Source organism: Klebsiella sp. BIGb0407 (genome assembly GCF_024807845.1).
GTDB lineage: Bacteria > Pseudomonadota > Gammaproteobacteria > Enterobacterales > Enterobacteriaceae > JGM124.
This window is the reverse complement of the sequence record NZ_JANUEQ010000001.1, coordinates 806425-827321: the sequence shown is the minus strand read 5'-3', so window position 1 is coordinate 827321 and position 20897 is coordinate 806425. Positions and strand designations below refer to the sequence as shown.

Here is a 20897-nt window from a genome sequence, read left to right as displayed (position 1 = left end):
ATGTCTGTATATGATGAAGTTGTGGAAAAAGTTTGTGAAATGATTTGTGATGCCAAAGATCTGGAGCCTGATGAGGTCGATGAAAAGACGCCGCTGGTGCGATTGAAATTAGACAGTCTCGACTACGTTGAACTAATGGTACTGGCAAAACGTGAATACAGCGTAACCCTCGAAGCAGACTGGTTTATCCAAAACCCGGCTATCACCGTAGGTGAACTCTGTCAGCATATCGTTAATGAGTCAGGCAACTAATATGGACAGAAAATGGATACTGATTACCGGAGGCAGTAAGGGTATTGGTCGGGCGCTGGTCACAGGGTTAAGGGAAAACTACAACGTGGTGTTTACCGGCCGTAACGAAGGCGCTATCCACGAGACTCAGGCTCAGGCTGCTGAGGGTAATACCCATCACTGGGTACAGGGAGTATCCTGTGACGGTAATGATGAGTCGCGCGTCGAGCTACTGGCGCAAACGTTTTTGGCGAAGTGGGGGGCACCGGAAGCGATAATCCATAACGCCGGTGTCGCCCGGGACGGACTGCATATTCATCAGGATGCCGCGCTCTGGCGTGAAGTGCTGGAAACCAATGTTATCTCGCTGATTAACTGGAACCGCATCCTGCTCCCGGCCATGCTGATGCAGAAACGAGGCTCTGTTGTGCTGATGTCATCGGTCAGTGCGTTGAAAGGGAATATCGGCCAGACCGCCTATGCTGCGAGTAAAGCAGCGATGAGCGGAATGGCCCGTTCACTGGCGCTGGAAGTAGCGCGCTTTGGCATCAGGGTGAACTGTATCGCGCCAGGACTTATCCGCACTGAGATGCTGGACGATATCCCGAAAGAAAAATTAAAACAGCTACGCCAGTCCATTCCTTTGCGCCGACTGGGAGAAACTGACGATGTGCTCCAGACCGTGGCTTTTTTAATCGGTGAGGGGAGTCAATATATGACCGGGCAAACTTTGGTGCTGGATGGGGGGCTGAGTGTCTGAGAACCGTCTGCATAAAGCAGAACCGTAAGTATGAGTGAATGGCTGACAGCGGTTCACTCGTCCGGTTATTGCTTAACTTTACGGTTAATTTTAATGATGAATGTTGCTATGAAAAATAATATCGGAAGTTAATATATCGATACCAATGAAAAGTTATCTTAGGCGATAAGATAAATCGCGATTAATAAACTGAATATTCCTGGCCACTATAATAGTAAGTAACCGTTTGCGCGTTAAATTAAAATATGTTTTTAAATTTTAGCGGTGCGGATAACATTTTTATGACTTTTGTTACTAAGATGGTGTGATTAAATGCTATTATCGCATATAGTTTTGGTAAAGGCAGGGGCTAGCTGTTTTAAATATTGTTAAATATTCTTATTGTTGATAATAAATTAAATTCCCTGACATTGTGTTTGTTCTGCATTTTATTGTTTTTTTGGTTGTAAAAACTACGCTTGTTATGGCTGTTTTGATTTGTAATACCGTCATGATCATCAATTATCAAACAGCACTATCAGATTGTCTGCTGAAGATTTATGAAATGTAATGTACGACATTGGAAGTTAACTTACTGTATGCTAGGTTTTTTATTGTCGTTCTGACATGTTTTATTTTTTTTCAATCAAAGAGATCATGCATCTAAGAGTGGTGTTTAATCGTTTTTATTTCTATGAGGAATAAAAAAATAATTTTTATATCTCAAAAGTAATTGTGATGGCAAAGTTAATAAACAGATGAATGTGCTATATAAATCAAAATACTAAGCTTATATTGCTGTTTAGATTGCAGCAATTTATACTATTATTAATTTGGTTGAATGACGTAAGGTATAGGCTCATGAAAATTGCTACGGCATCCTCGAACTTTGATTCTCATCAAAGTTCCGGTACTGCTATTGAAAGTTTAAAGGCATTAATGAACGCGATGGGCATCAATGATTTCTCTGGGGTAAATGTACCAGAACAAGAAGATATTCTTTACGTACTAAAGGAACATCAACCTGATGGGCTTCTGACACGTGAACTAGCCGATAAATGTGAAATGTCGATATATAAAGTCAGGCACTTGCTCTTACCCCTTGAGGAGTGTGGTCAGGTGATTAGAATCAAAGTGGGTAAACATCATAAATGGTACTTCTTTAATAAACATAATGATTAAAAATCATCATCATACAAGAGCGATGCTTTTACTATAAAGACAGACCCTGTTTAACCTCAGCTTCCTGCATCTGATACCTCAAACCTATTGATAACCTAAAGAATATCAATATTTTCGTAATCATGGTGTGGGTTATTGCTATTGTGAATACAGGAAGTATTCATACAAATACTAAGAAATATTCTTATATGTTTTGGAAAGATCTTATAATAGGTTTCAATGAAGGGAGTGGAAAAGGGTTAGTCATCTATAACGCATTAATTAAATGATATGATCTTAAACAATGCGCTTTGATTTTTTGGTGCTTAAGGTTTGTATTATATCCAGTGTAAACCCTCATATTACGAGCCGGGTTTCTGATTTTTGAAACAGCCTTCAGGTCGCATTGAGTGAGCCTGAAGGTTTTATACTCAAACTATTTGATTATAGTAAACGGTTGCGTAACGTGAATAACCAATAAGAAAATATGCAGCCTTAATGTGAATATTCCGGAAAATCTAACATGATATTGATGAGCGGTAATATCGAGTTCATTTCGATAGTTAAAATGAAACGGGATTTTATATTAAATAATAGAATGTCAGTATTACCGAATTAAATCTGCTTCTCTAAATCGGCCAGCGCATACCTTCCACGTTCTGCGACTGAGGGTGATGTATCCGATGCCAGCAATGTTGCCAGTCTGAACGCCTCATCTCCGATATTAGCCAGTTCTTTAATGAGCATTTCACCCGCGATACGACGTACTACAGGCGAGCGGTCAGTTGCTGCCATTCTTAAATTCTCAATAAATGGTTTTACGGTGTCTATCCTTCGCTCTTTTAAAACCGGGACACTACGTTTGATACCATAGGCTTTATCAATCCACTGCCAGGTCACTCCCTCAGCCCAGACAAATCTTCTCTCAAACTGGCAGCGATAAGCTTTGGCTCGCAGAGAAGGTTGAACCGCTGAGCCCGCGATCTCAGTCAAAAAGGCATCCAGGGCAGTTGTCCGGCCGGCTTGCATAAATACCCTGGCAGCAGGCCCCTGTGTTGACGAGATCAACCGCCTTGTAAGAGACTCGGCCACTTTCTCTGTTAAGAGAATGTGTAGCAGAGTATTTTTTTCTGCATCCCCCATTCTTCCCCATGAAGACCAGCAGGGAAATATGGCAAACAGGACATCAACGATAATCTCCGGATCCGAATATTCAGCAAGTAGAGGTAATGCGTCACGTGCCGCTTCCCTTACCTGAGGAACCCAGTCATTAAGCCTGCGAACCACCAGAGCAAATAAAAAACTGCCGGGTGCCCCACCTGATAATGTTCGTAATGCTGCCTCCCGCCTGAAACCATCAGCACTGCAGATATCCAGCCAGCGGAGAGAACCCATCGTGACATGATTAAACCGTGCCCGTGAAGAACGAGCGCTTTGCAGTGAGGATGAAATCGCGTAGCGGATCGCCCGTTCCCAGTCATCCAGATTTTTTAAAGGGAGCTTCACACTAACCGCGACAAAGGCTGATATATCCGGCCTGATAACCTGATACAACACATCGAAAGTCAGTGATTTTTTTACCGAAGCACTAACGGCTTGCTGAAGAGGATCCTGCGAGTGCATAAGCTAACTTTCCAGAAATTTTATAGCATTACGCTTATCTATAAGGGCTGGTAGGGCTCAAGTCAATTTGTGTTTGTCTGCTTCGGCAGGCAGGGAAGCGACATAATCATAGATTGAATTGGGCAATATAAGCAGTTTGTTGCCCGTTTCAAACCCGGTACTGGAATACATCAAACCGTAGATTGCGCCCTTATCTTCCAGCACACGGATACTACCGCCACTCGCTAGCGAAATCGCTAAATTGGAGCAGTTAAGAGGGGATTTAATCGGCATACAAACTGTCTCAAAAAAATGATTAATTGAGACAGTTTGACTTGGTGAAGAAGAGAATCAACTATCAGTGGATTAGGCCTCAGTTCAAGTTCGATCATCCGCTCCCACTCAGTATCAGGGTTACCCAGCCATACCTTATGGGGTGGAGGTGCAAGCACGGATTCAGGCTGATGACGAACTCGTTGATAAACCGGTAGTTGAATTAATGCAGGCGCTTGAATCAGCAAGACACTATCCAGCTATTTTAGCACTCTACAACGATCTGGCGAATCTACCCTGGATCGAACAGGAGCAGGTTGCCCCTGTTAGCCCACAGAAATATTAAAAATACCTACATCTGCCGATATTTTCTGTCATTACGGTTGTGCTGAATGAAGGGGGGTAGTCAGTTTTTAGCCGTGAGCAACATGGCTGCTCCCAGCCCACCGGCACCGGCAATCGCGCAGATCCCCTGCCCATAGTCGGCGGTTTTTAAACCATGGAACAGGCGACAGGCCAGAATAGTCCCGGAGGCACCAATCGGGTGGCCGCGCGCCAGAGCGCCGCCCGCAAGATTCGCTCGATGATGATTTAACCTGGTTTCATTCAGGCAGACGATAGCTTGCACGGCATAGGCTTCCATCATCTCAACGATGCAGCGCCGCCTGTCCGTTTGTGGCCGGTCTGCAAAGAGCTGGTTTATCGCGGCGACGGGTGCATGGCCCGGTAGATTAATATCGGCACCAACACTGACGTAGTGGCTAATTTCCGCCATAAAACCGATGTTGAGTTTTTTAGCCACGGCTTGGGAAACGACCAGACAAAAAGCTGCTCCATCAGCTTCAATCGCCGTGGAGGCCAGGCTGACGCTGCCCGCCAGTATGGGTGAACGGGCGGCTAATTTACTCCCCAACTTGCGGGTGTAAACATCCATGTCTATTGCTTCCAGCGGTTCTATCTCAGCGGTCAGATCCGCTCGGGATGACAGCGCTTTACTGTGGCTGGCGATGGCATAGTCATCTTGCTGTTGGCGAGTGATACCAAAGCGGGCGGCGAGGGCCTCAGCCGCTTCGGTCATATCGGGATCCCTGTCGGGAAACGGGGTAAAAGCGGGACGTAAATAAAACTCAGGCGTACGTCCATCGGCAAAGGTTTTCGCCCGCAGCGGCCTGCGTGAGTAGCTTTCAGCGCCACCAGCGATGACAATCTCGGCAGCACCGGCATCCACTAATGCTGAGGCCAGCCTCAGAGCCTCCAGCCCTCCGGTACACTGGGTATCAATCGAGATACCCGATACCTGCGGGATCCCGGCGGCTAATCCAACCAGTCTGGCCGTGTTACCCCCACCTGCAAGACTATTGGCGACAATAATCTGATCAACCTCCTGGGGGGCGATACCGCTCTGTTCCAGTAAGCTCTGGATAACAGGCGCGGCTAGTTGGTAGACGGAAAGATGTTGAAATGCCCCTCCGCGCGGCACCACAGCGGTTCTGCGGGCGGCAATGATCACGCTCATAAAGTTAACCCTGCCTCAAGTTTTTGCAAATCAGGCTTGCCTGAGGGTAACTGTGGAAAGCACGTCAGCCCAAAGAACTTTTTCGGCTCCATGATGCTGCCTAGCTGCTGGCGAATGGCCTGACGGAGGCTTTGCTCTTGTCCGTCACTCAGGGTGCCTTGTATATAAGCCCATAATACCCACCCTCGTAGCCTGTCCGGACGGGCAATCACGGCGCATAAAGAGCCTGTTAGCTGACTTAACAGGGCTTCAACCCGCTCGGGATAAACATTACTGTCTGCGGATGTGACCATGCGGCTTTTACGGCCATAAAGCCACAGATTGCCTGAGCTATCGAGGCGCCCCATTTCCCCGACGGTGATATAGCCTGCGCAATAGCGGGTTTCATCGCTGCTTCCCTGTGCATAGTTTTCAAATAAATAGGGACTTTTCAGCCAAACTTCCCCGACCTGCTGAGAGATATTCTTGATGATAATATCCACGCCGGGATAGGCTTTTCCTACTGAGCCCGGCGGCGTATTGCTGTCACTGAGCGTGATAAAACTGGTTTCAGAGGCACCGTAAAACTCATGAATACGCGCATTTGGAAAGTTCTGCTTGGTTTGTTCAAGCAGTCGGACATCGAGCTTACTCCCGCCGCAGAGGATCAGACGTACATGAGGGCAAGGTTCACCGGCCGCGATTAATAAACGCAGTTGAGTCGGCGTAATATAGAGTACTGTAACGCCGCTCCCGATAAGCCGGGCTAGCTGGGAGCGTGGGCGCATACGGCTAAGAACCTCTACGGGAAGACCTAACGCGATTGACTCGCAGATTGCATACAGCGCCAGAGAATGATTTAACTCGCCAAATACCGCATAACGATCGTCGATGCTGAGATTAAAGTGGCTCTGGTTAACCCTGAAAGAGCATTGCCATGAATCCCAGTGACGACGAATAATTTTGGCTGCACCACTGGTACCCCCGGTGGAACACTCGATATAGTGATAGCCTTCCAGAGGGGTTATCCAGGGTGACTGCTGCAGAGCGCGAAAGCTGCGTTGCTTGTCGCATAGCTCTGCAAGTAATTGCAGAGCCCGGGGTGTATCGCCATGAGCCTGTTCAATCGGCAGGCCGTGATAGTGAATTAAGCTTGTCACTGTATCTCCCGACGCTTAAATCCTTGAAAGGTGGCAAAATCTTCCAGCGCTATTCGGCTGGTGCGGAATTGATTGACCGCGGCCTGGTGGTTGGCTCGGCCTAAAGCAATCCCGCACACCACTTGTTCATCGGCAGGCAAAGACAATAACCGGTGGATTGCTGCTCCATAGTTGCTCAATGCACCAATCACGCAACTGCTGTAGCCGGCGCTTTCGGCTAGCATCAAGAAGCTCATCATAAACATGCCTAGATCCATAAAACATCCTGATCCCATCTCTTTGTCGATGGTCACTACTATGCCCACTGGCGCATCAAAAAAACGGTAATTTGCGGCAAACTGTTGTTTACGTGCGGCGATATCACGACGTTGAATATTTAAAGCACCATAAAGCGCGTAGCCCGCTTCCCGCTGGCGCAGCTTCAACTCGCCCGGCATAGGCTGAGGGAAATAGCTATAAGAGACGGGTTCAGGTGGGTTACTGGCGCTAAAATCGGCCAATTCTCTGACTAGGTGTCCCAGGGGTTCACCTGTCAATGCATGAAATTTGCCGGGCTGCAAGTTAGCGCCGCTCGGAGCTGCTCGCGCCAGCGCTATCATTTTTTTTATTACGCTTTGGGGAACAGCCTCAGGTAAAAAATCCCGACACGAGTGGCGATTTAACAGCAACTGGGAAAAGGGGTGATGCTGGATATCCATAGACAGTCATTCTACTTAATGGCCATAAAGCCGTTTGCCAGTTAAAAGGGAAGGGCTATATTGTAAACCTAATATTGATTTATTAGTTTACAACTATGTATGATTGTTTGCATACTTTTCTCTTACCTGATGGGGAAAAGGCAAAGTAACATTTGGCTAGCCGATCGCAGCGTAGCTGAATTGTCCCTTGGTTAGGTTAAGGAACATAAAAATATGATGAGAGATAAGAGAGTGTCGGTGTGAATACCAGGGATATTGTTTTTATGGCTATGTTTGCGGCACTGACTACCGTGCTCGGTATTTTCCCCCCGATTCAGCTACCGGCTATCGGCGTGCCGATTACGGCGCAAACCTTGGGCCCGATGCTTGCGGGAAGTATTCTTGGTGCGCGGCGTGGCGCGCTCTCTATGGTGCTTTTTGTTGTCCTGGTCAGCGTGGGTTTACCGCTGTTGTCCGGTGGTCGAGGAGGATTTGGGGTCTTTTTTGGTCCAAGCGGAGGTTATTTACTCGGGTGGATCTTCTGCGCCGCGGTAGTGGGTTGGCTGGTTGAGCGTTTTTGGCTGCGGCTGAACTTTGCTATCGCCTTTGTCGCCATCTGCACAGGTGGAATAGGCATTATCTATCTGATTGGTATTCCATGGAATGCTGCGGTATCTCATCTTCCGGTCGGCGTCGTTGCCTTGGGCAGTACGCCATTTTTAATCGGCGATATTATTAAAGCTACGATTGCCGCGGGTGTGACCCTTTCGGTACGCCGGTCTTACCCCCTTATCAGCGCTAAGTCCTGAATACCGATATTTGGCAGGAATAATGAATAACACGAGAAAAACTGGGTATGTTTGAGTTTACTGAGGTCGCAGTAAAAAAAGACCATCGTTTTTTACTGCAAAACATATCCACCACAATTGATGAAAAACGCGTCGGTATCATCGGGTTAAATGGTTCAGGTAAAAGCACTTTTGCTAAATTACTCAATGGGCTAGAGATACCGACCTCCGGACACATTAACTACAATGGTCAGCAGGACGTCAAGGCGCGTCGCCGCGAGGTAGGCTTTGTTTTTCAAAATCCCGACAATCAAATCGTCTATCCTGTCGTGGAGGAAGACCTCAGGTTCGGCCTTAAAAATCTGCGCTTATCGCCGACAGAAATGAACCAACGCCTGGATGAAGTGGTCACGCGTTTCAAACTTGGCCCTCTGCTTAACCGTTTTGCCCATCAGCTCAGCGGTGGGGAACGTCAAATGGTTGCCTTGGCGGGGGTATTGGTTATGAAGCCCCGAGTGATTGTCTTTGACGAACCGACTACGCTTCTGGACCTGAAAAATAAACGAATGCTGATTGACGCTATTGATAGCCTTTCTCAGCAGGTCGTGATGATTACCCATGATTTGGAGCTGCTGCGCCGGTTTAACAGAGTTATCCATATCGCCGGGGGCGGAATCAAGCACGATGGCTCGCCAGATACCGTGCTTGATAGCTATATTGAGGAATATGCGTGATATCCGATAGCTATCTTCCAGGCAGCAGCGCTGTTCATCGGGCGACACCAGCCTTAAAAATCGTCTGCTTAGCCGTCTATTGTTCCGTGGTATTTGTATTTGAACGCTGGGAGTGGTTAGCCGCGGCCAGCGGCCTTCTTTTACTGGGCTATTGGGCGGCAGGCTTAGGCTGGCGCCAGATTTTACAAGGGATCCGACCTGCAATACCTGTTCTGACAGCCATATTTATTTTCCAGTGGCTCATTATTGAACTCTCATTGGCTATCTTTATTCTCATCCGCTTCGCCTGCCTTATTCTGGCAGCCCACCTTGTGACCACCACGACCCGGTCAAGCGAGTTTGTCGAGGGTATTATGAGGCTGTTGCGCTCTGCACCACGCTGGGTACCCGCGGCGCAAATTGCTTTGGCTATCTCGCTTTCTTTGCGTTTTATTCCGATGATCCGCACCCTTTTTGACGAGGTGCGCATGGCGCAACGTGCACGAGGTCTGGACAAGAATTTACTCGCGTTACTGGTTCCACTTATTGTCAGGATCCTCAAGTCGGGTGACCAGATTTCTGAGGCTATTCGAGCCCGCTCTCCTGACCTCCAGGATGACAGATAAATGACAATTCGACTGCGTGGCCATCATTTACTCTGCCTTTTAACCTATAAAGGAAACGGCTACACTCCGGACTTTTCGCTTAACTTTAATCGTATTGTGCGCAGACTGTCGCGTGGAGAAGAGGCGGTGATTGTGGCCGGAGCCGATGATGTTTGCCAGCCCATGCTCTGCCAGCCTGATTTCCACTGTGCGGACGACCATTCCAGTGAAATTGACGGTCAGGCATTAGCCGATATAGGCCGACTGTTAGATGAGGATCTCAGCCCGGGGCACAGGATTGTGTTTGATGCCAACAATGTCAAACGTCTGCGCCGGGCATTTTTATCCGGCGAGATACGCACAGCCTGTCAATCCTGTAGCTGGCTGGCACACTGTAATAAAATCGCCGAAAATGATTTTCGTCAAACCCGGCTTAAACCCCATACATTTGAACATGACAAGCAGATTATTGCCGTCAATCGGCGGCTATAATATCAGTGTTAAGCCTTCCGCTTCGTCAAGGATTGGATTTGCGCACGAAATCGTGGCAAAAAACCAATAAAAAAGCTAACCCCATAACAGGGTTAGCTTTCGTTAACTCAACACACTGATAGTATTTAAGTTATCAACTCTTAAACGTTGAACAAGAAGTTGCAATTTAGTCATTTTCACCCTGTTGCGTAATATCTCAAATTGTTTAATAAAAACATTAACTATCAATAAGTTGATGTCTCTTGTTATCTCATGCTGTTTCACCGATAATCACCCCTAGCCACGTTTATTTTGTACTCCAGTTTGTACGCGTAAAACGGGCTTTTTGTGGGTACATATACAGGTGAATTTATGGCACTGAAAACTGATAGAGAGATAGCTAATCTGAAATCTGAGGACGACAAACGTAAGGTGCTAGTCGTCTCCAGCGGGGCGGGTGCTGGCTTGTACATCGAAGTGCGTCCAGACTGTGCCGCCAAGACGTGGCTCTATCGTTTTCAGTATGCAGGCAAAGCTAAAAAGATGACGTTGGGAAGTTACCCCTCCATGACACTGACCGATGCCCGTAAAGCCCATACCCAGGCGATGGCGGTTCTTAAAGCCGGTTTAGATCCTATTTCCGTTATGCGCGCGGATAAATTCAAAGCCAGTACTGTCCCAACTTTTGCCGCATTGTATAGTGAGTGGATGGCCTGGAAGGCGATTGCCAAACCCCTTAAATTCCGTAGCGCCGAAGCCTATAATCACACCTATGCTGTTTATATGGTCGATCTTCATAAATTACGGGTGACTGACTTGAGTAGAAGTCTTCTGTTTAACCATCTCACCAAACTGAGAAAACGTACCACTTCAGGCACTAAAAAAGCACTCACTATTCTGCAACAAAGTATGGACTACGCGGTTAATACCGGCGTGATAAGCATTAATCCATCCAGAACAATACGCCCCAGTGATATTGGAGCGACTGCGGCGGCCCCCCGCCAACGGTGGCTGGAACGAGAAGAAGTGGCGGATCTGTGGCATGGCTTGAGCGAAACCGCTGCGCATCCCGCTCAGGCAAATTGCCTGAAATTGATTTTATTGACCGGGGCCAGAAGAAGTGAAGCCTGCGAGATAAAGTGGGAGGAAATTATTGGTAATAAATGGATTATTCCCGCTGAACGTAGCAAAAATGGCAAAAGCCATACCATAACGCTTCATCCCCTAGCTTTGAGCATTATTGCCCGGCAAAGAACTATCAGCACAGGCAGTGAATTTGTTTTTGAAGCCATTCGCTCCCATGACAATGGAAAAGGGCATATTGACGGCAATAGTCTGCGCTGGTTGCTGGAGCGGGTAAAGAACTTGTATATGCCGCAGTCGGAGCCGTTCACTTGCCACGATTTACGCCGCACCTTTGCCAGCGGCTGCGGCGAGTATCTGGATGCCAATGAATCTATTATTGAACTCGCCTTAAACCATGCTAAACGCGATCGGTTGGTGGCCACTTATCAAGCGGGAAAACGCGCAGCCAAAGTCGAACAGTTATTTCTGGAGTGGGGGGACTTTATTCAGCATTTAGTCCAGCCGGAGCAGGTTGCCTTGGGAAATGTGGTTCAGGTTGATTTTGGGGTGGGACGGTAATTATTTTGGATGTTATTTTTATGCTCAATACAACCAACTTAATCAGAGGAAAGATAGTGTGAATGTCGACAAGTGACGCTAGAAAACTGATGCTCGACACAGAATGTTATCTGGTCTAGCGAGTTTTGTTTATTTCGTGTCGCATTAAGGTGTTAAGTTCGATTCCTATGGCAAAGACTGTGTAGCGGGCGCTTTACGTTTCCTCCGTTCCGAGCTGGCCTATGTTGCCACAGTGCGTCCCGATATCCATGACGACTGGAACGAAACAGGGTTAATGTCGCTCTGTCTGCTGGCAGGCGAAAAACTGTAAACCCCTCCAGACTAAACCCCTTTAACTTGACACTTTTTCGCGAGAAACAGGGAAAAGTGTCAATCCAACCTAATGAATCCTAACGCCCACAAGCAAAAGCTGAAGCCAATGTGTAAAGGTTGCAGTTGAGATTTGTTGAACCCGGCGGTTAGCTTTTGTTAGTCCTGATGCGAAGCAGGGCAGGTTTCAGCTTGTTATGGCTTACCAAGAGAAAGTGTCAACCGCTACCGCTTCAGAAAACTTCAGGTACAGCATCGTTGGATGCACCTGTCAAAACTTGTCACCCACCGGCACCGCCAGCGGGTTTTTTTTGTGTACGCGCTCTAAGTTACAGTTGCTTCCATCTGTAACTTAAGCGTTATCCCTTTGAACCTTGACCAGCCATGTAAAGAGTCAATTTTGGAAAAGTAAATTGTTAAGAGAATTTTATTTCATAGAGAACGGTATGATTTGCTAATTTGTGTAACACATTACAGTACTTTTTTTCGCAAAAATGAGGAGAGATAGTAATGGAAATGAATGAAACATAGCAGTACAGTTGATGAGTATACACAGGCAATTATCACAGATTTATAAATTACCTATATGAATTTACAGTTCATTCGCTGCGTTTCTTCTAAGGAATTAAAATGAATTTATTTACAGATGTGGTTGATTTAGATAAACAGCACCCAATATATAAATTAATAAAAGAAGAAGAATATTGGGCTGAACGTGATGTGTTAAGTGAGTGGGCAAGAGATTTTCAGGACAGAGATAATAAATTTGTAAAAGAATTCCAGACTACTTTTGAGCCTTGTCTATGGGAACTGTACTTGCACGCATACATGAAAGAATTAGGGCATGTTTCTGATTTTTCATTTGACGCACCTGATTTTGTAATGGTCAAAGAACATGAGTTTTGTATTGAAGCAACTATTGCATTACCGGCAGCAGGAGGGCAGCCAGCCCATAGTTTTGATAGTAATGCCAAGCCTGGGGATTTTAACGAATTCAACTCTCAGGCAGCTATTCGATTAACAAATAGTTTTATGAGTAAAGTGAGGAAGTTAAGAGACCGTTATTCAAAATTAGAGCATTGTAAGAATAAACCGTTTGTAATTGCAATTGCATCATTTGATAGACCTTTCTCTCATTTTGCAGCCAGTAGACCGATTTTTGCTGCAATGTACGGTTTATATCATGATGAAGAAGCAACGATAGCAACCAATGCAAAAGAAGTAATTTCTTATAATGTTAATACAGCTATAAAAAATGAAAATACTGAAATTGACATGGGGTTATTTTGTACACCAGAATTCTCGGATGTTAGCGCTGTGATTTATAGCAGTTTGGCTACTTGGGGGAAATTAAGGGCTCTAGCAGATAATCCATCTGCACCTATTGTTTTTCAGACCTTCACACCTGCGGAGGATTCTATTTTTCCAAAAGTCAACACGGCTCAAAAAAATGAATACAGAGAGCACCTTCTGGATGGGCTATATGTGCTCCATAACTCATTCGCGACTCACCCGTTACCTCCAGAAGCGTTAGGACATGAGCGAATTGCTCAATGTTATATGAAAGAAGATGGTTACTTAGATATACAAGCACCAGATGATTTCTTGCTTCTAAGGTATTTAATGTCTATCAGGTATACAAAATAGGTCAACTACATTTTTAGTATGTCATGAAGGCCGTGTTCTGGCGGCATTCTAATTTTCGCAGTGCTAAGCAATATTTACGTTCATTTGGGAGTTCCTGTTTTTATTCATTTAGTGTTATGATGCATTGTGAAATAATGAAACATTCTAAAGGGGTTTTATAAATGAATGATACTGGATTTCTAATAATAACATCAAATATCGCTATTGCTGAAGAATGCCTTCCTTTTAAACTTTCTGAAACTATAACAATTTCTAAAGGCACTGAGTTTGAAAAGACTGCATTCCAGAAAATGATAAAGGATGCCGGGTATTTTTCTAAATTGATTATTCCTTTAGGAGCGAAGAAAAGCGTTTCAGAAATCGATGGTTCGGTATCATGGCAATCTGATGAAACCTTTACACCCTACATTATATTGTATAATGGATTTAATAAATTAATACCAGATTTAGAGTTGGCTTGTGCATTGATGCAGCCCAAAATTTTATTGGGCATGAATGGTGTTTATGCTGATACAAATCATAATTCCCTAGCTATGTATTCAATGATGTCGAATGAAGGGCTATACTGGATGGGGGAACAAACTCAAAGGGAAACAACAACTTACTATAAAAAAGATTTAGACGAATTGTCTAAGATATTTAATTGTGTGGTTTCATTGGGGGGTGAAAACCATTACAAGCGAATTCTTGAGTTGTATAAAAATACAACTTATATAATAAGGAACAGTAGCTTGCTAACTCTTTCTTATTTCTCTATTCTTGAGGCATTATTAACAAACCAAGATGGTTTAAGTATTACAAAACAACTTGAGAGAAAGATTAGTTTATTATTTAATTTAAATGGGGCTGTTGACCATGCTTCATTCTTTGGAAATATGAACAGTAAAAAACTATGGTCGAAATTATATGCTTTGAGAAGCAATATCGCACATGGTAACAACTATGAAATTGATAGTAGTCTTAAAAACTTTGAGCAGGTTAATGAATTTTTAGAACTGGTTGTTGTAAAGCTGTTACGGTTTGCTCTGTATAATCAAGCCTTGGTAGAAGATCTCAAAGAATGCTGATGAAAGAGACTAACTATATACATATTGGTGAATTCTTCTGCTGAATGAGTTTAATTGTTTGTAAGTATCTTCTGTAACTTAGAATTTCGACCTAATAGGTACCTCGTAAGCGTGTGATTACCACGCCAAAGCTTTTTTGTGATCTGGTGGTGGAGCAGAAAATCTTACGGGGGTACTTTTGGGGATGTCTATCAAAGAATAACATGGAAAATTACATATAATTCAATAATCTGATTGGTTGTGTTTTGTTCCTAGTATCGCACCAGTTCAAACTCTTCCCAAGTCTACCGAAATCAACTTAAAGCCCGTATCATGCTGTTTCTAGCCTGTATTTTATCTCCTGTTATCAAACTGGACTCAACCGGAATCAAGTTACAGTTGGGGACATAACTGGGGGAATTCTGTGTTCGGTCCAGGGCGATGCCCCCAATGAAGCTAAATGTGCGACAGGTAGATGCAGCTAAACCTAGAGAGAAAGCCTACAAGCTGGCAGATGGTGCTGGTTTGTATCTTGAGGTTGTTCCCTCTGGTTCACGATACTGTCAGATAAAATATCGCTTCAATGGAATAGAGAAGCGTATGGCTTTTGGGGTCTATCCAGCAGTGTCCCTTGCACAAGCGAGGGCACTGCGTAATGAAGCCAAGAAAAAGCTGGCTGAGGGTATCGAACCATCGTTTGCCAAGAAAGAAGAAAAGCTGGTTCGCGATGTGCAACTCAATAATACGTTCCTGTCTGTAACGCTTGAGTGGCACCGTACGAAGGTGAGCAGATGGTCAGAAGGGTATGCTTCTGACATTCTGGAGGCCTTTAATAAAGATATTTTCCCCTATATCTGTCAGCGACCTGTCGACGAAATTAAGCCTCTTGTTCTGCTGAATGTGCTGCGCCGAATGGAAAGCTGTGGTGCGACAGAGAAGGCAAGAAGGTTCGCCAGCGCTGCAGCGAAGTCTTTCGTTACGGCATCGTTACTGGTCGTGCGGAATACAATCCTGCAGCGGATCTAACCAGCGCGATGTCAGGACATGAATCGAAGTATTATCCCTTCCTTACAGTTGAGGAGTTACCAGACTTCTTTAAAGCTCTCTCAGACTATACAGGCAGCCCGTTAGTTGTTCTTGCCGCACGTTTGCTGATCCTTACGGGAGTTCGCACCGGCGAGCTTCGAGGGGCTTTCTGGAGTGAGTTTGATCTTGAGAAAGCGGTGTGGGAAATTCCTGCCGATCGAATGAAGATGAAACGGCCTCACCTTGTACCTCTCTCTACCCAAGCGCTAAAGATCGTACAGCAGCTTAAAGTGATGTCTGGGCTATATCCTATGGTGTTTCCTGGGCGTAATGATCCTCGCAAAACGATGAGCGAAGCGAGTATTAATCAGGTGTTCAAGCGGATTGGATATACAGGGAAGGTAACGGGGCATGGTTTCCACCACACGATGAGTACGATTTTGCATGAGGAAGGGTTCAATACGGCATGGATTGAAACCCAGCTTGCGCATGTCGATAAGAACGCGATATATGGGACGTACAACCATGCGTTGTGTCTGGATGGGCGGAGGAAGATGATGCAATGGTACGGGGATAGTATAGATAAGTTAGAGCATGATAAAGTTCACCAAATCATCAATAGAGGCTTGCAAGCGTAAACACTAAGAGTCGATTTTAGTCTGGCCCTTAAGGTAGGGCTATAGCACAGCATAGATCATAAAAATAAAATACAATCAACAGGTTAACATTTTTTTTGAAAGCGTTAAGGTAGTGTTGCTTCTATGATAAATCGTAAAAAATGGTGAACTTATGGAGCAATATCAACTTATTACTAAAATCAAGTACATTTAGTTAGTATGCTGAGTTATCATCAATGCCATTATGTCTTAGCTCATTTCATATATATCTAAAACTAAAATTTTCTGAACTCTTTCAATAAAGCTTTTCATTAGGGATATAGAAGGTTTTAGGTTTTAGGAGGGAGGAAGAGTATGAGTAAAGCAGTGAACCATGCTGCAGAAGGAGCAGCACTTGGTTTTTATTACCAGTCTCTCTATGCCCTTAAAGCAATACTCGATAACAAACATGATGATGCCGCTCTTTGTCTTGAACGTTTAGATGACGTTGAGATTTCAGCCAATGGTGAAAATTTTTTAACTCAGTTAAAGCATTCTATTAAGCCAAATCCAGCCTCAGTAACGATATCATCTACATTGTTATGGAAAACATTTAAGGTTTGGATAGATCTTTTACCTAAAATAAATTTAGATGAAACAAAACTTCAATTAATTACTGTTGCACCAATAGGTAATAAAAGTGAGTTGTTTGTTTTAACTCAAGAAAATTCTAACCGCAAATTATTACTAGTAAAACTTTTAGAGGAAGCGGCTCGAGTTAAAGAAGAGCATGAAAGATCATTAACTCAAAAAAAAATGCCATTAGCTCATGCTCAGCGGTATAATGAATGTAAGTCATTTTTAGAACTACAAAAAGATATGCAGAAAGAGTTTTTGAGTAAGGTTTTTATATTTGAAAATGAAAAAAATATATCAAATATTAGTGAAGATATAGCTAGCAAATTAACAAATTTCCCCCCGCATAAACGTGATTTAATATGTCAAAAATTATTGGAGTGGTGGGATCTTCAGGTAATATTCTCTTTGTGCGGCAAAAGAGAAAGAATTATATATAAACTTGAAGTTCAACAAAGGTTATCAGAAATATCTGGTGAGCTTGAAAGGGATGAGTTAAGCGTCGATTTTGAAAATGTACTTTTGCCTAATGACTATAAACCGCATTCAATGATTGTAAACCAAATAGAGCTTATCAAAGGAAAGAAAGTCGATATTTCACAAGCTACTCGTGAAGAGTGGAGAGCAAGATCTCAACGGCATAAATGGTGCATTGAAAGATTGGATATGGCGGCCAGAATAGATCAATACGATAGATTATTACTCGAAACATGGTCGGATAGGTATGAAAGAATGGCAGAGGAATGTGAAGATTGTGAAGGTCATTATAAAGAAGAACAGGGTTATCAGTTGTTTCGATGGTCTTTTGACATGGCTCATACCCAGATACGTTCTTTTGCACCAAACTGGAACGCCAGCTATTATGTACGTGGAACTTATCAACTATTATCCATAGATTTAAAAGTTGGGTGGCATCCTGATTATAAAGGTTTATTAAGGGATGGAAAATGATTATAGCTCACGACATATATGCTGAGACAAATCCTGCTTTTTGCTCATTTCTATTGTCAGGATTTTGTGAATCATATAATTCTTCCGTTGGTAAAAATCCTGAAATTCCTCTGATTTATTTAGTTCTTCCTATCGTTTTATCAGAAGACTTAAATTCAACATTTTTAGGATGTAATATAAAGACTGGATTGCTTGTTTGGTTGGAACGCAACCCGTCCGTTCTTAATGATTTAACTAAGCGGGTAAACTCTACATTAGGTATTACAACTGAAGCTATTAGATTTGGATGTATTTCAAGTCTATTGAGTTTAAATGCTGATGGAACAATTGATGGAAAGACAATCAACGTGGGACGTTTAATTAAAAATAATAGTCTATCCTTAAAGAAAATAAAATTATTATCATATTGGTTTTCTGAAATGGGATCTACAAGGGCTACTTTTGAAGCTATGGGACTTACGTTATGAATAGATGGAATATAGAAAGGATCTTTTTTTTTGGAGTTGATGATTTATTTCGGGAGATTCAGCTTGATGTTGGGAAAGTTAATATCATTACTGGTGCTTCAGGAACAGGAAAATCTGCAATAATAAAAGCAATTGATTACTGTCTTGGATCTTCTTCATGTGAATTGCCAGCTTATATTAAGCGCCACTGTATTGTTGTGGGAGTAAGATGGTCAAAAGGTAATGACCAATTAATCGTGTGCCGCCAAATCCCTCCCGTGGGTAAAAAAACAAGTGATTGTATGTATATCACGTCGGGGCGAGATCTTTCAATACCAAAGAATATTAAAGAACTTGAAGGGCGTACAACAGTATCTGCAGCAAAGGCTAGTTTAGAGCGTGCTTTTCAAATTGGTGATTTGGAAAACTCTTTAAAAGATAATAGATATGCTACGGAGAAAGCTACAGTTCGGCATATTACACCATACATCTTTGTTACTAAAGAAGTTATAGATAGTGAAACTGTACTTTTTCATGGCTTAGATGATAATAAAAAATCTCAAGCAATTATTTCAACTCTTCCTTATTTTTTAGGGGTAAGTTCAGAGGCTTCGGTCACTGCTGAAAAACGGTTACGTCAGCTTCGTAAAATTCTTGAAATTGAAACTAGCAGAGAAGAAGCTCGCCGTTCAAAAGATAGCTTACTAAAGCAACGTCTACGGGTTCTTTTAAGTGAAGCTCATCAAATAGGATTGTTATCTGAGAGGGATTTATTTGATGCAGACGAGAATGAACTTATTTCTGTATTAAATAATATTATGGCCGCTTCTCGTGATGACTTAAATTATCCAGATGAAAGTAATTTTTCAGAATTGCATGAAGTCCGAAAAAATATTCTACATGAGCTCAACCAAACAAAACGTAAAAAACGTGCAATGTTGATGACATTAAAAGAATCTAACGATTATCAATATACCATTTCAAAACAGCACGAGAAGTTAAAGATAGCCGAGCATTTAAATTTGTTAGAAATCCCTTCACAATGCCCTATCTGTCAATCTGAAACTACTAAAGGTATCGAAGTTGCTCAAAAGATAAAACACTCACTAGAAGTTTTAAACACTGAGAGCAGTGAGGTTGGAAGAATCAAGCCTCATCTTAATTTGCAGATGGATAGTCTTTCTGAAGAGGAGATTAATCTAAGTTTAAAACTTAGGGAACTTGATGCGACAATTGCATCAAAACTATCACAAATACAAGATGGAGAAAAATTAACTAATTTAGCTCAAGTGCATGCTTATTTTCGAGGCAAAGCCAGTTATTTTCTTGAGACTTTAGATGATAGATTATTACAACCAGCAAAAGACGTAAGTAGTTTGCAAGATGAGATATATAATTTAGAGTCTGTTGTTGATGCGGATAACAGAAGGGTAAGATTACAAAGAGCAGAGAATTTGATTTCAAATTTTTCTAATCTAGCATTTCAAATGCTACCGAAAGAAGAACCGTGTACAAATGCTGAAATATTATTCTCCTCCAGAGAGCCTAAAGTTAGTCTTGTAGAAAAAGGCCCTTATGGATCGATATTATCAATGGCTGATGTTGGGTCTGACCAAAATTACTTAGCTGTACATATAGCTTTATCATTTGGTTTGCAACGTTATTTTTCAAAAGAAGAACGTCCCGTGCCTGGTATACTGATTTTAGATCAGTTGAGCAGACCCTATTTCTCTAATTCAACTGGAGGAATACGCATCAGCGATGACACAGACGATGAAATAAATGGTATCGATGAAACTGAAATTGACTCTAATGATGAAGATTTCCGAGCAATGAGAAAACATATTGATTTTCTTTTTGAGGAGGTCAATAGGGAGGAAGGTTTACAGGTTATATTATTAGAGCACGCATATTTTGTAGATGACACGCGCTATGTTAAAGCAACTAAACAACGTTGGACTAGAGAGTCTGGAGAGGCCCTCATTCCGAAAAATTGGAAGCGGAGAGCTGATTATAAATAGTAATGAAATTTAGTGGGTTCAGTTATTACGATGGAAATAAAGGGTGTGTTGTATAATCTTACAACATCCCTTTTTTATCTCGAATATACATTCCTTTTACTATTTTATTTACATGTACAAAAATCCGCTGAATATGCCACCTATAGTATCCTGCTCTCGCAGCAACATCCTCAACCCGGTGTTGATACAGTAAATCGATGCGATCGGTACGCAGGCGTTTGAGCATATTGTCGACGCTCTGCCTGATATGCTTCGCCTGCTATTAAGGCTAGGTAGACGCTTCCCCGTCTGTTGGTCAATGTTCCAGCCAAACTTGGTGGCGATAACGATTTTGTCCCTGAACGGGGCCCCTCAGTGTCAGGGTAGTTGCCCATCTCTCTAAAAAACAATTTGAGGGTGTGGAGTAACAAATGAAACGTGTTTCCCCTGAACGAAAAACCGGAATACTGGCAAAACTGCTACCGCCCTACAATATGACCGTCACTGCTGTTGCACAGATGGAAGGAATATCCGAAGCTACCTTGTATAACTGGCGTAATCAGGCTAAATCAGAGGGAAAACCGGTGCCCGGAGCAGACAAAACAACAGATCAGTGGTCAGCAGAATCGCGCTTTGCCGTGATAGTCGAAACTGCCACGCTCAGTGAGCCCTCAGTGTCAG

Annotated in this window: 20 protein-coding genes and 3 pseudogenes; 17 read left to right on the top strand and 6 right to left on the bottom strand. The window is 43.3% G+C overall.

The genetic code is table 11. The annotated features are described in order from the left end of the window. From M2387_RS03940 to M2387_RS03930, 3 genes are all read left to right on the top strand, one after another. Positions 1-252, top strand: a complete 252-nt coding sequence (locus tag M2387_RS03940) for an acyl carrier protein (protein ID WP_259047316.1) — start codon at positions 1-3, stop codon at positions 250-252. Position 253: 1 nt separating this feature from the next. Next, positions 254-991 carry an SDR family NAD(P)-dependent oxidoreductase gene (locus M2387_RS03935; RefSeq protein ID WP_259047315.1) on the top strand — a complete coding sequence of 246 codons (738 nt, stop codon included), beginning with the start codon at positions 254-256 and terminating at the stop codon, positions 989-991. Positions 992-1831: 840 nt separating this feature from the next. Then, the gene (locus M2387_RS03930) at positions 1832-2152 is read left to right on the top strand and encodes a FaeA/PapI family transcriptional regulator (RefSeq protein WP_259047314.1); all 321 of its coding nucleotides are present in this window, start codon (positions 1832-1834) and stop codon (positions 2150-2152) included. 594 nt (positions 2153-2746) lie between these two features. Here the strand turns inward: M2387_RS03930 and M2387_RS03925 are convergent. Beyond that, positions 2747-3754 (bottom strand): hypothetical protein, encoded by a 1008-nt coding sequence (locus M2387_RS03925; protein ID WP_259047313.1) that lies wholly within the window; start codon positions 3752-3754, stop codon positions 2747-2749. Between the two features lie 57 nt (positions 3755-3811). Continuing rightward, complete coding sequence (locus tag M2387_RS03920) at positions 3812-4027, bottom strand: hypothetical protein (protein ID WP_259047312.1); 216 nt, start codon at positions 4025-4027, stop codon at positions 3812-3814. 148 nt (positions 4028-4175) lie between these two features. Here M2387_RS03920 and M2387_RS03915 point away from each other — a divergent pair, with 148 nt between their 5' ends. Further along, a complete protein-coding gene (locus M2387_RS03915; protein WP_259047311.1) occupies positions 4176-4352 on the top strand; it encodes a hypothetical protein in 177 nt (58 codons plus the stop codon). A gap of 60 nt (positions 4353-4412) precedes the next feature. Here the strand turns inward: M2387_RS03915 and M2387_RS03910 are convergent, their stop codons facing one another. From M2387_RS03910 to M2387_RS03900, 3 genes are read right to left on the bottom strand one after another with little or no spacing between them, the layout of a single operon-like run. Then, positions 4413-5522, bottom strand: a complete 1110-nt coding sequence (locus M2387_RS03910) for a thiolase family protein (protein WP_259047310.1) — start codon at positions 5520-5522, stop codon at positions 4413-4415. Then, positions 5519-6661, bottom strand: a complete 1143-nt coding sequence (locus M2387_RS03905) for an AMP-binding protein (protein WP_259047309.1) — start codon at positions 6659-6661, stop codon at positions 5519-5521. The genes M2387_RS03910 and M2387_RS03905 overlap by 4 nt, the downstream gene beginning before the upstream one ends. Next, positions 6658-7359: a nitroreductase gene (locus M2387_RS03900; RefSeq protein WP_259047308.1), complete on the bottom strand. Its 702-nt coding sequence runs from the start codon at positions 7357-7359 to the stop codon at positions 6658-6660. The genes M2387_RS03905 and M2387_RS03900 overlap by 4 nt, the downstream gene beginning before the upstream one ends. A gap of 263 nt (positions 7360-7622) precedes the next feature. Here M2387_RS03900 and M2387_RS03895 point away from each other — a divergent pair, with 263 nt between their 5' ends. From M2387_RS03895 to M2387_RS03845, 12 genes and pseudogenes are all read left to right on the top strand, one after another. Then, positions 7623-8147: a biotin transporter BioY gene (locus M2387_RS03895; protein WP_259047307.1), complete on the top strand. Its 525-nt coding sequence runs from the start codon at positions 7623-7625 to the stop codon at positions 8145-8147. A 47-nt stretch (positions 8148-8194) separates the two neighbouring features. After that, positions 8195-8860, top strand: a complete 666-nt coding sequence (locus M2387_RS03890) for an energy-coupling factor ABC transporter ATP-binding protein (protein ID WP_259047306.1) — start codon at positions 8195-8197, stop codon at positions 8858-8860. After that, positions 8857-9465 carry an energy-coupling factor transporter transmembrane component T family protein gene (locus M2387_RS03885; RefSeq protein ID WP_259047304.1) on the top strand — a complete coding sequence of 203 codons (609 nt, stop codon included), beginning with the start codon at positions 8857-8859 and terminating at the stop codon, positions 9463-9465. Before M2387_RS03890 ends, M2387_RS03885 begins: the two co-directional genes overlap by 4 nt. After that, positions 9466-9936 carry a DUF1284 domain-containing protein gene (locus M2387_RS03880; RefSeq protein WP_259047301.1) on the top strand — a complete coding sequence of 157 codons (471 nt, stop codon included), beginning with the start codon at positions 9466-9468 and terminating at the stop codon, positions 9934-9936. A 351-nt stretch (positions 9937-10287) separates the two neighbouring features. Next, positions 10288-11559, top strand: coding sequence for a tyrosine-type recombinase/integrase (locus M2387_RS03875; protein WP_259047300.1), 1272 nt, complete (start codon positions 10288-10290; stop codon positions 11557-11559). Positions 11560-12498: 939 nt separating this feature from the next. After that, the gene (locus M2387_RS03870) at positions 12499-13515 is read left to right on the top strand and encodes a glycosaminoglycan attachment site (protein ID WP_259047299.1); all 1017 of its coding nucleotides are present in this window, start codon (positions 12499-12501) and stop codon (positions 13513-13515) included. Between the two features lie 161 nt (positions 13516-13676). Further along, the gene (locus M2387_RS03865) at positions 13677-14582 is read left to right on the top strand and encodes a HEPN domain-containing protein (RefSeq protein ID WP_259047297.1); all 906 of its coding nucleotides are present in this window, start codon (positions 13677-13679) and stop codon (positions 14580-14582) included. Positions 14583-15002: 420 nt separating this feature from the next. Next, positions 15003-15532: pseudogene (locus M2387_RS25870) on the top strand (tyrosine-type recombinase/integrase); the annotation flags it as partial. Positions 15533-15595: 63 nt separating this feature from the next. Next, on the top strand, positions 15596-16225 hold the full coding sequence (locus M2387_RS25865) for a tyrosine-type recombinase/integrase (protein WP_409039517.1): 630 nt from the start codon (positions 15596-15598) through the stop codon (positions 16223-16225). Positions 16226-16558: 333 nt separating this feature from the next. Continuing rightward, on the top strand, positions 16559-17770 hold the full coding sequence (locus M2387_RS03855) for an ABC-three component system protein (protein ID WP_259047296.1): 1212 nt from the start codon (positions 16559-16561) through the stop codon (positions 17768-17770). Further along, positions 17767-18237 (top strand): three component ABC system middle component, encoded by a 471-nt coding sequence (locus M2387_RS03850; RefSeq protein WP_259047295.1) that lies wholly within the window; start codon positions 17767-17769, stop codon positions 18235-18237. The genes M2387_RS03855 and M2387_RS03850 overlap by 4 nt, the downstream gene beginning before the upstream one ends. Then, positions 18234-20237, top strand: a complete 2004-nt coding sequence (locus M2387_RS03845) for a DUF3732 domain-containing protein (protein WP_259047294.1) — start codon at positions 18234-18236, stop codon at positions 20235-20237. The genes M2387_RS03850 and M2387_RS03845 overlap by 4 nt, the downstream gene beginning before the upstream one ends. A 160-nt stretch (positions 20238-20397) precedes the next feature. Here the strand turns inward: M2387_RS03845 and M2387_RS03840 are convergent. Then, a pseudogene (locus M2387_RS03840) lies at positions 20398-20585 on the bottom strand (aldo/keto reductase); the annotation flags it as partial. Between the two features lie 62 nt (positions 20586-20647). Between M2387_RS03840 and M2387_RS03835 the strand changes: the two are divergent. After that, positions 20648-20896: pseudogene (locus tag M2387_RS03835) on the top strand (transposase); the annotation flags it as partial. Position 20897 lies beyond the last annotated feature (1 nt).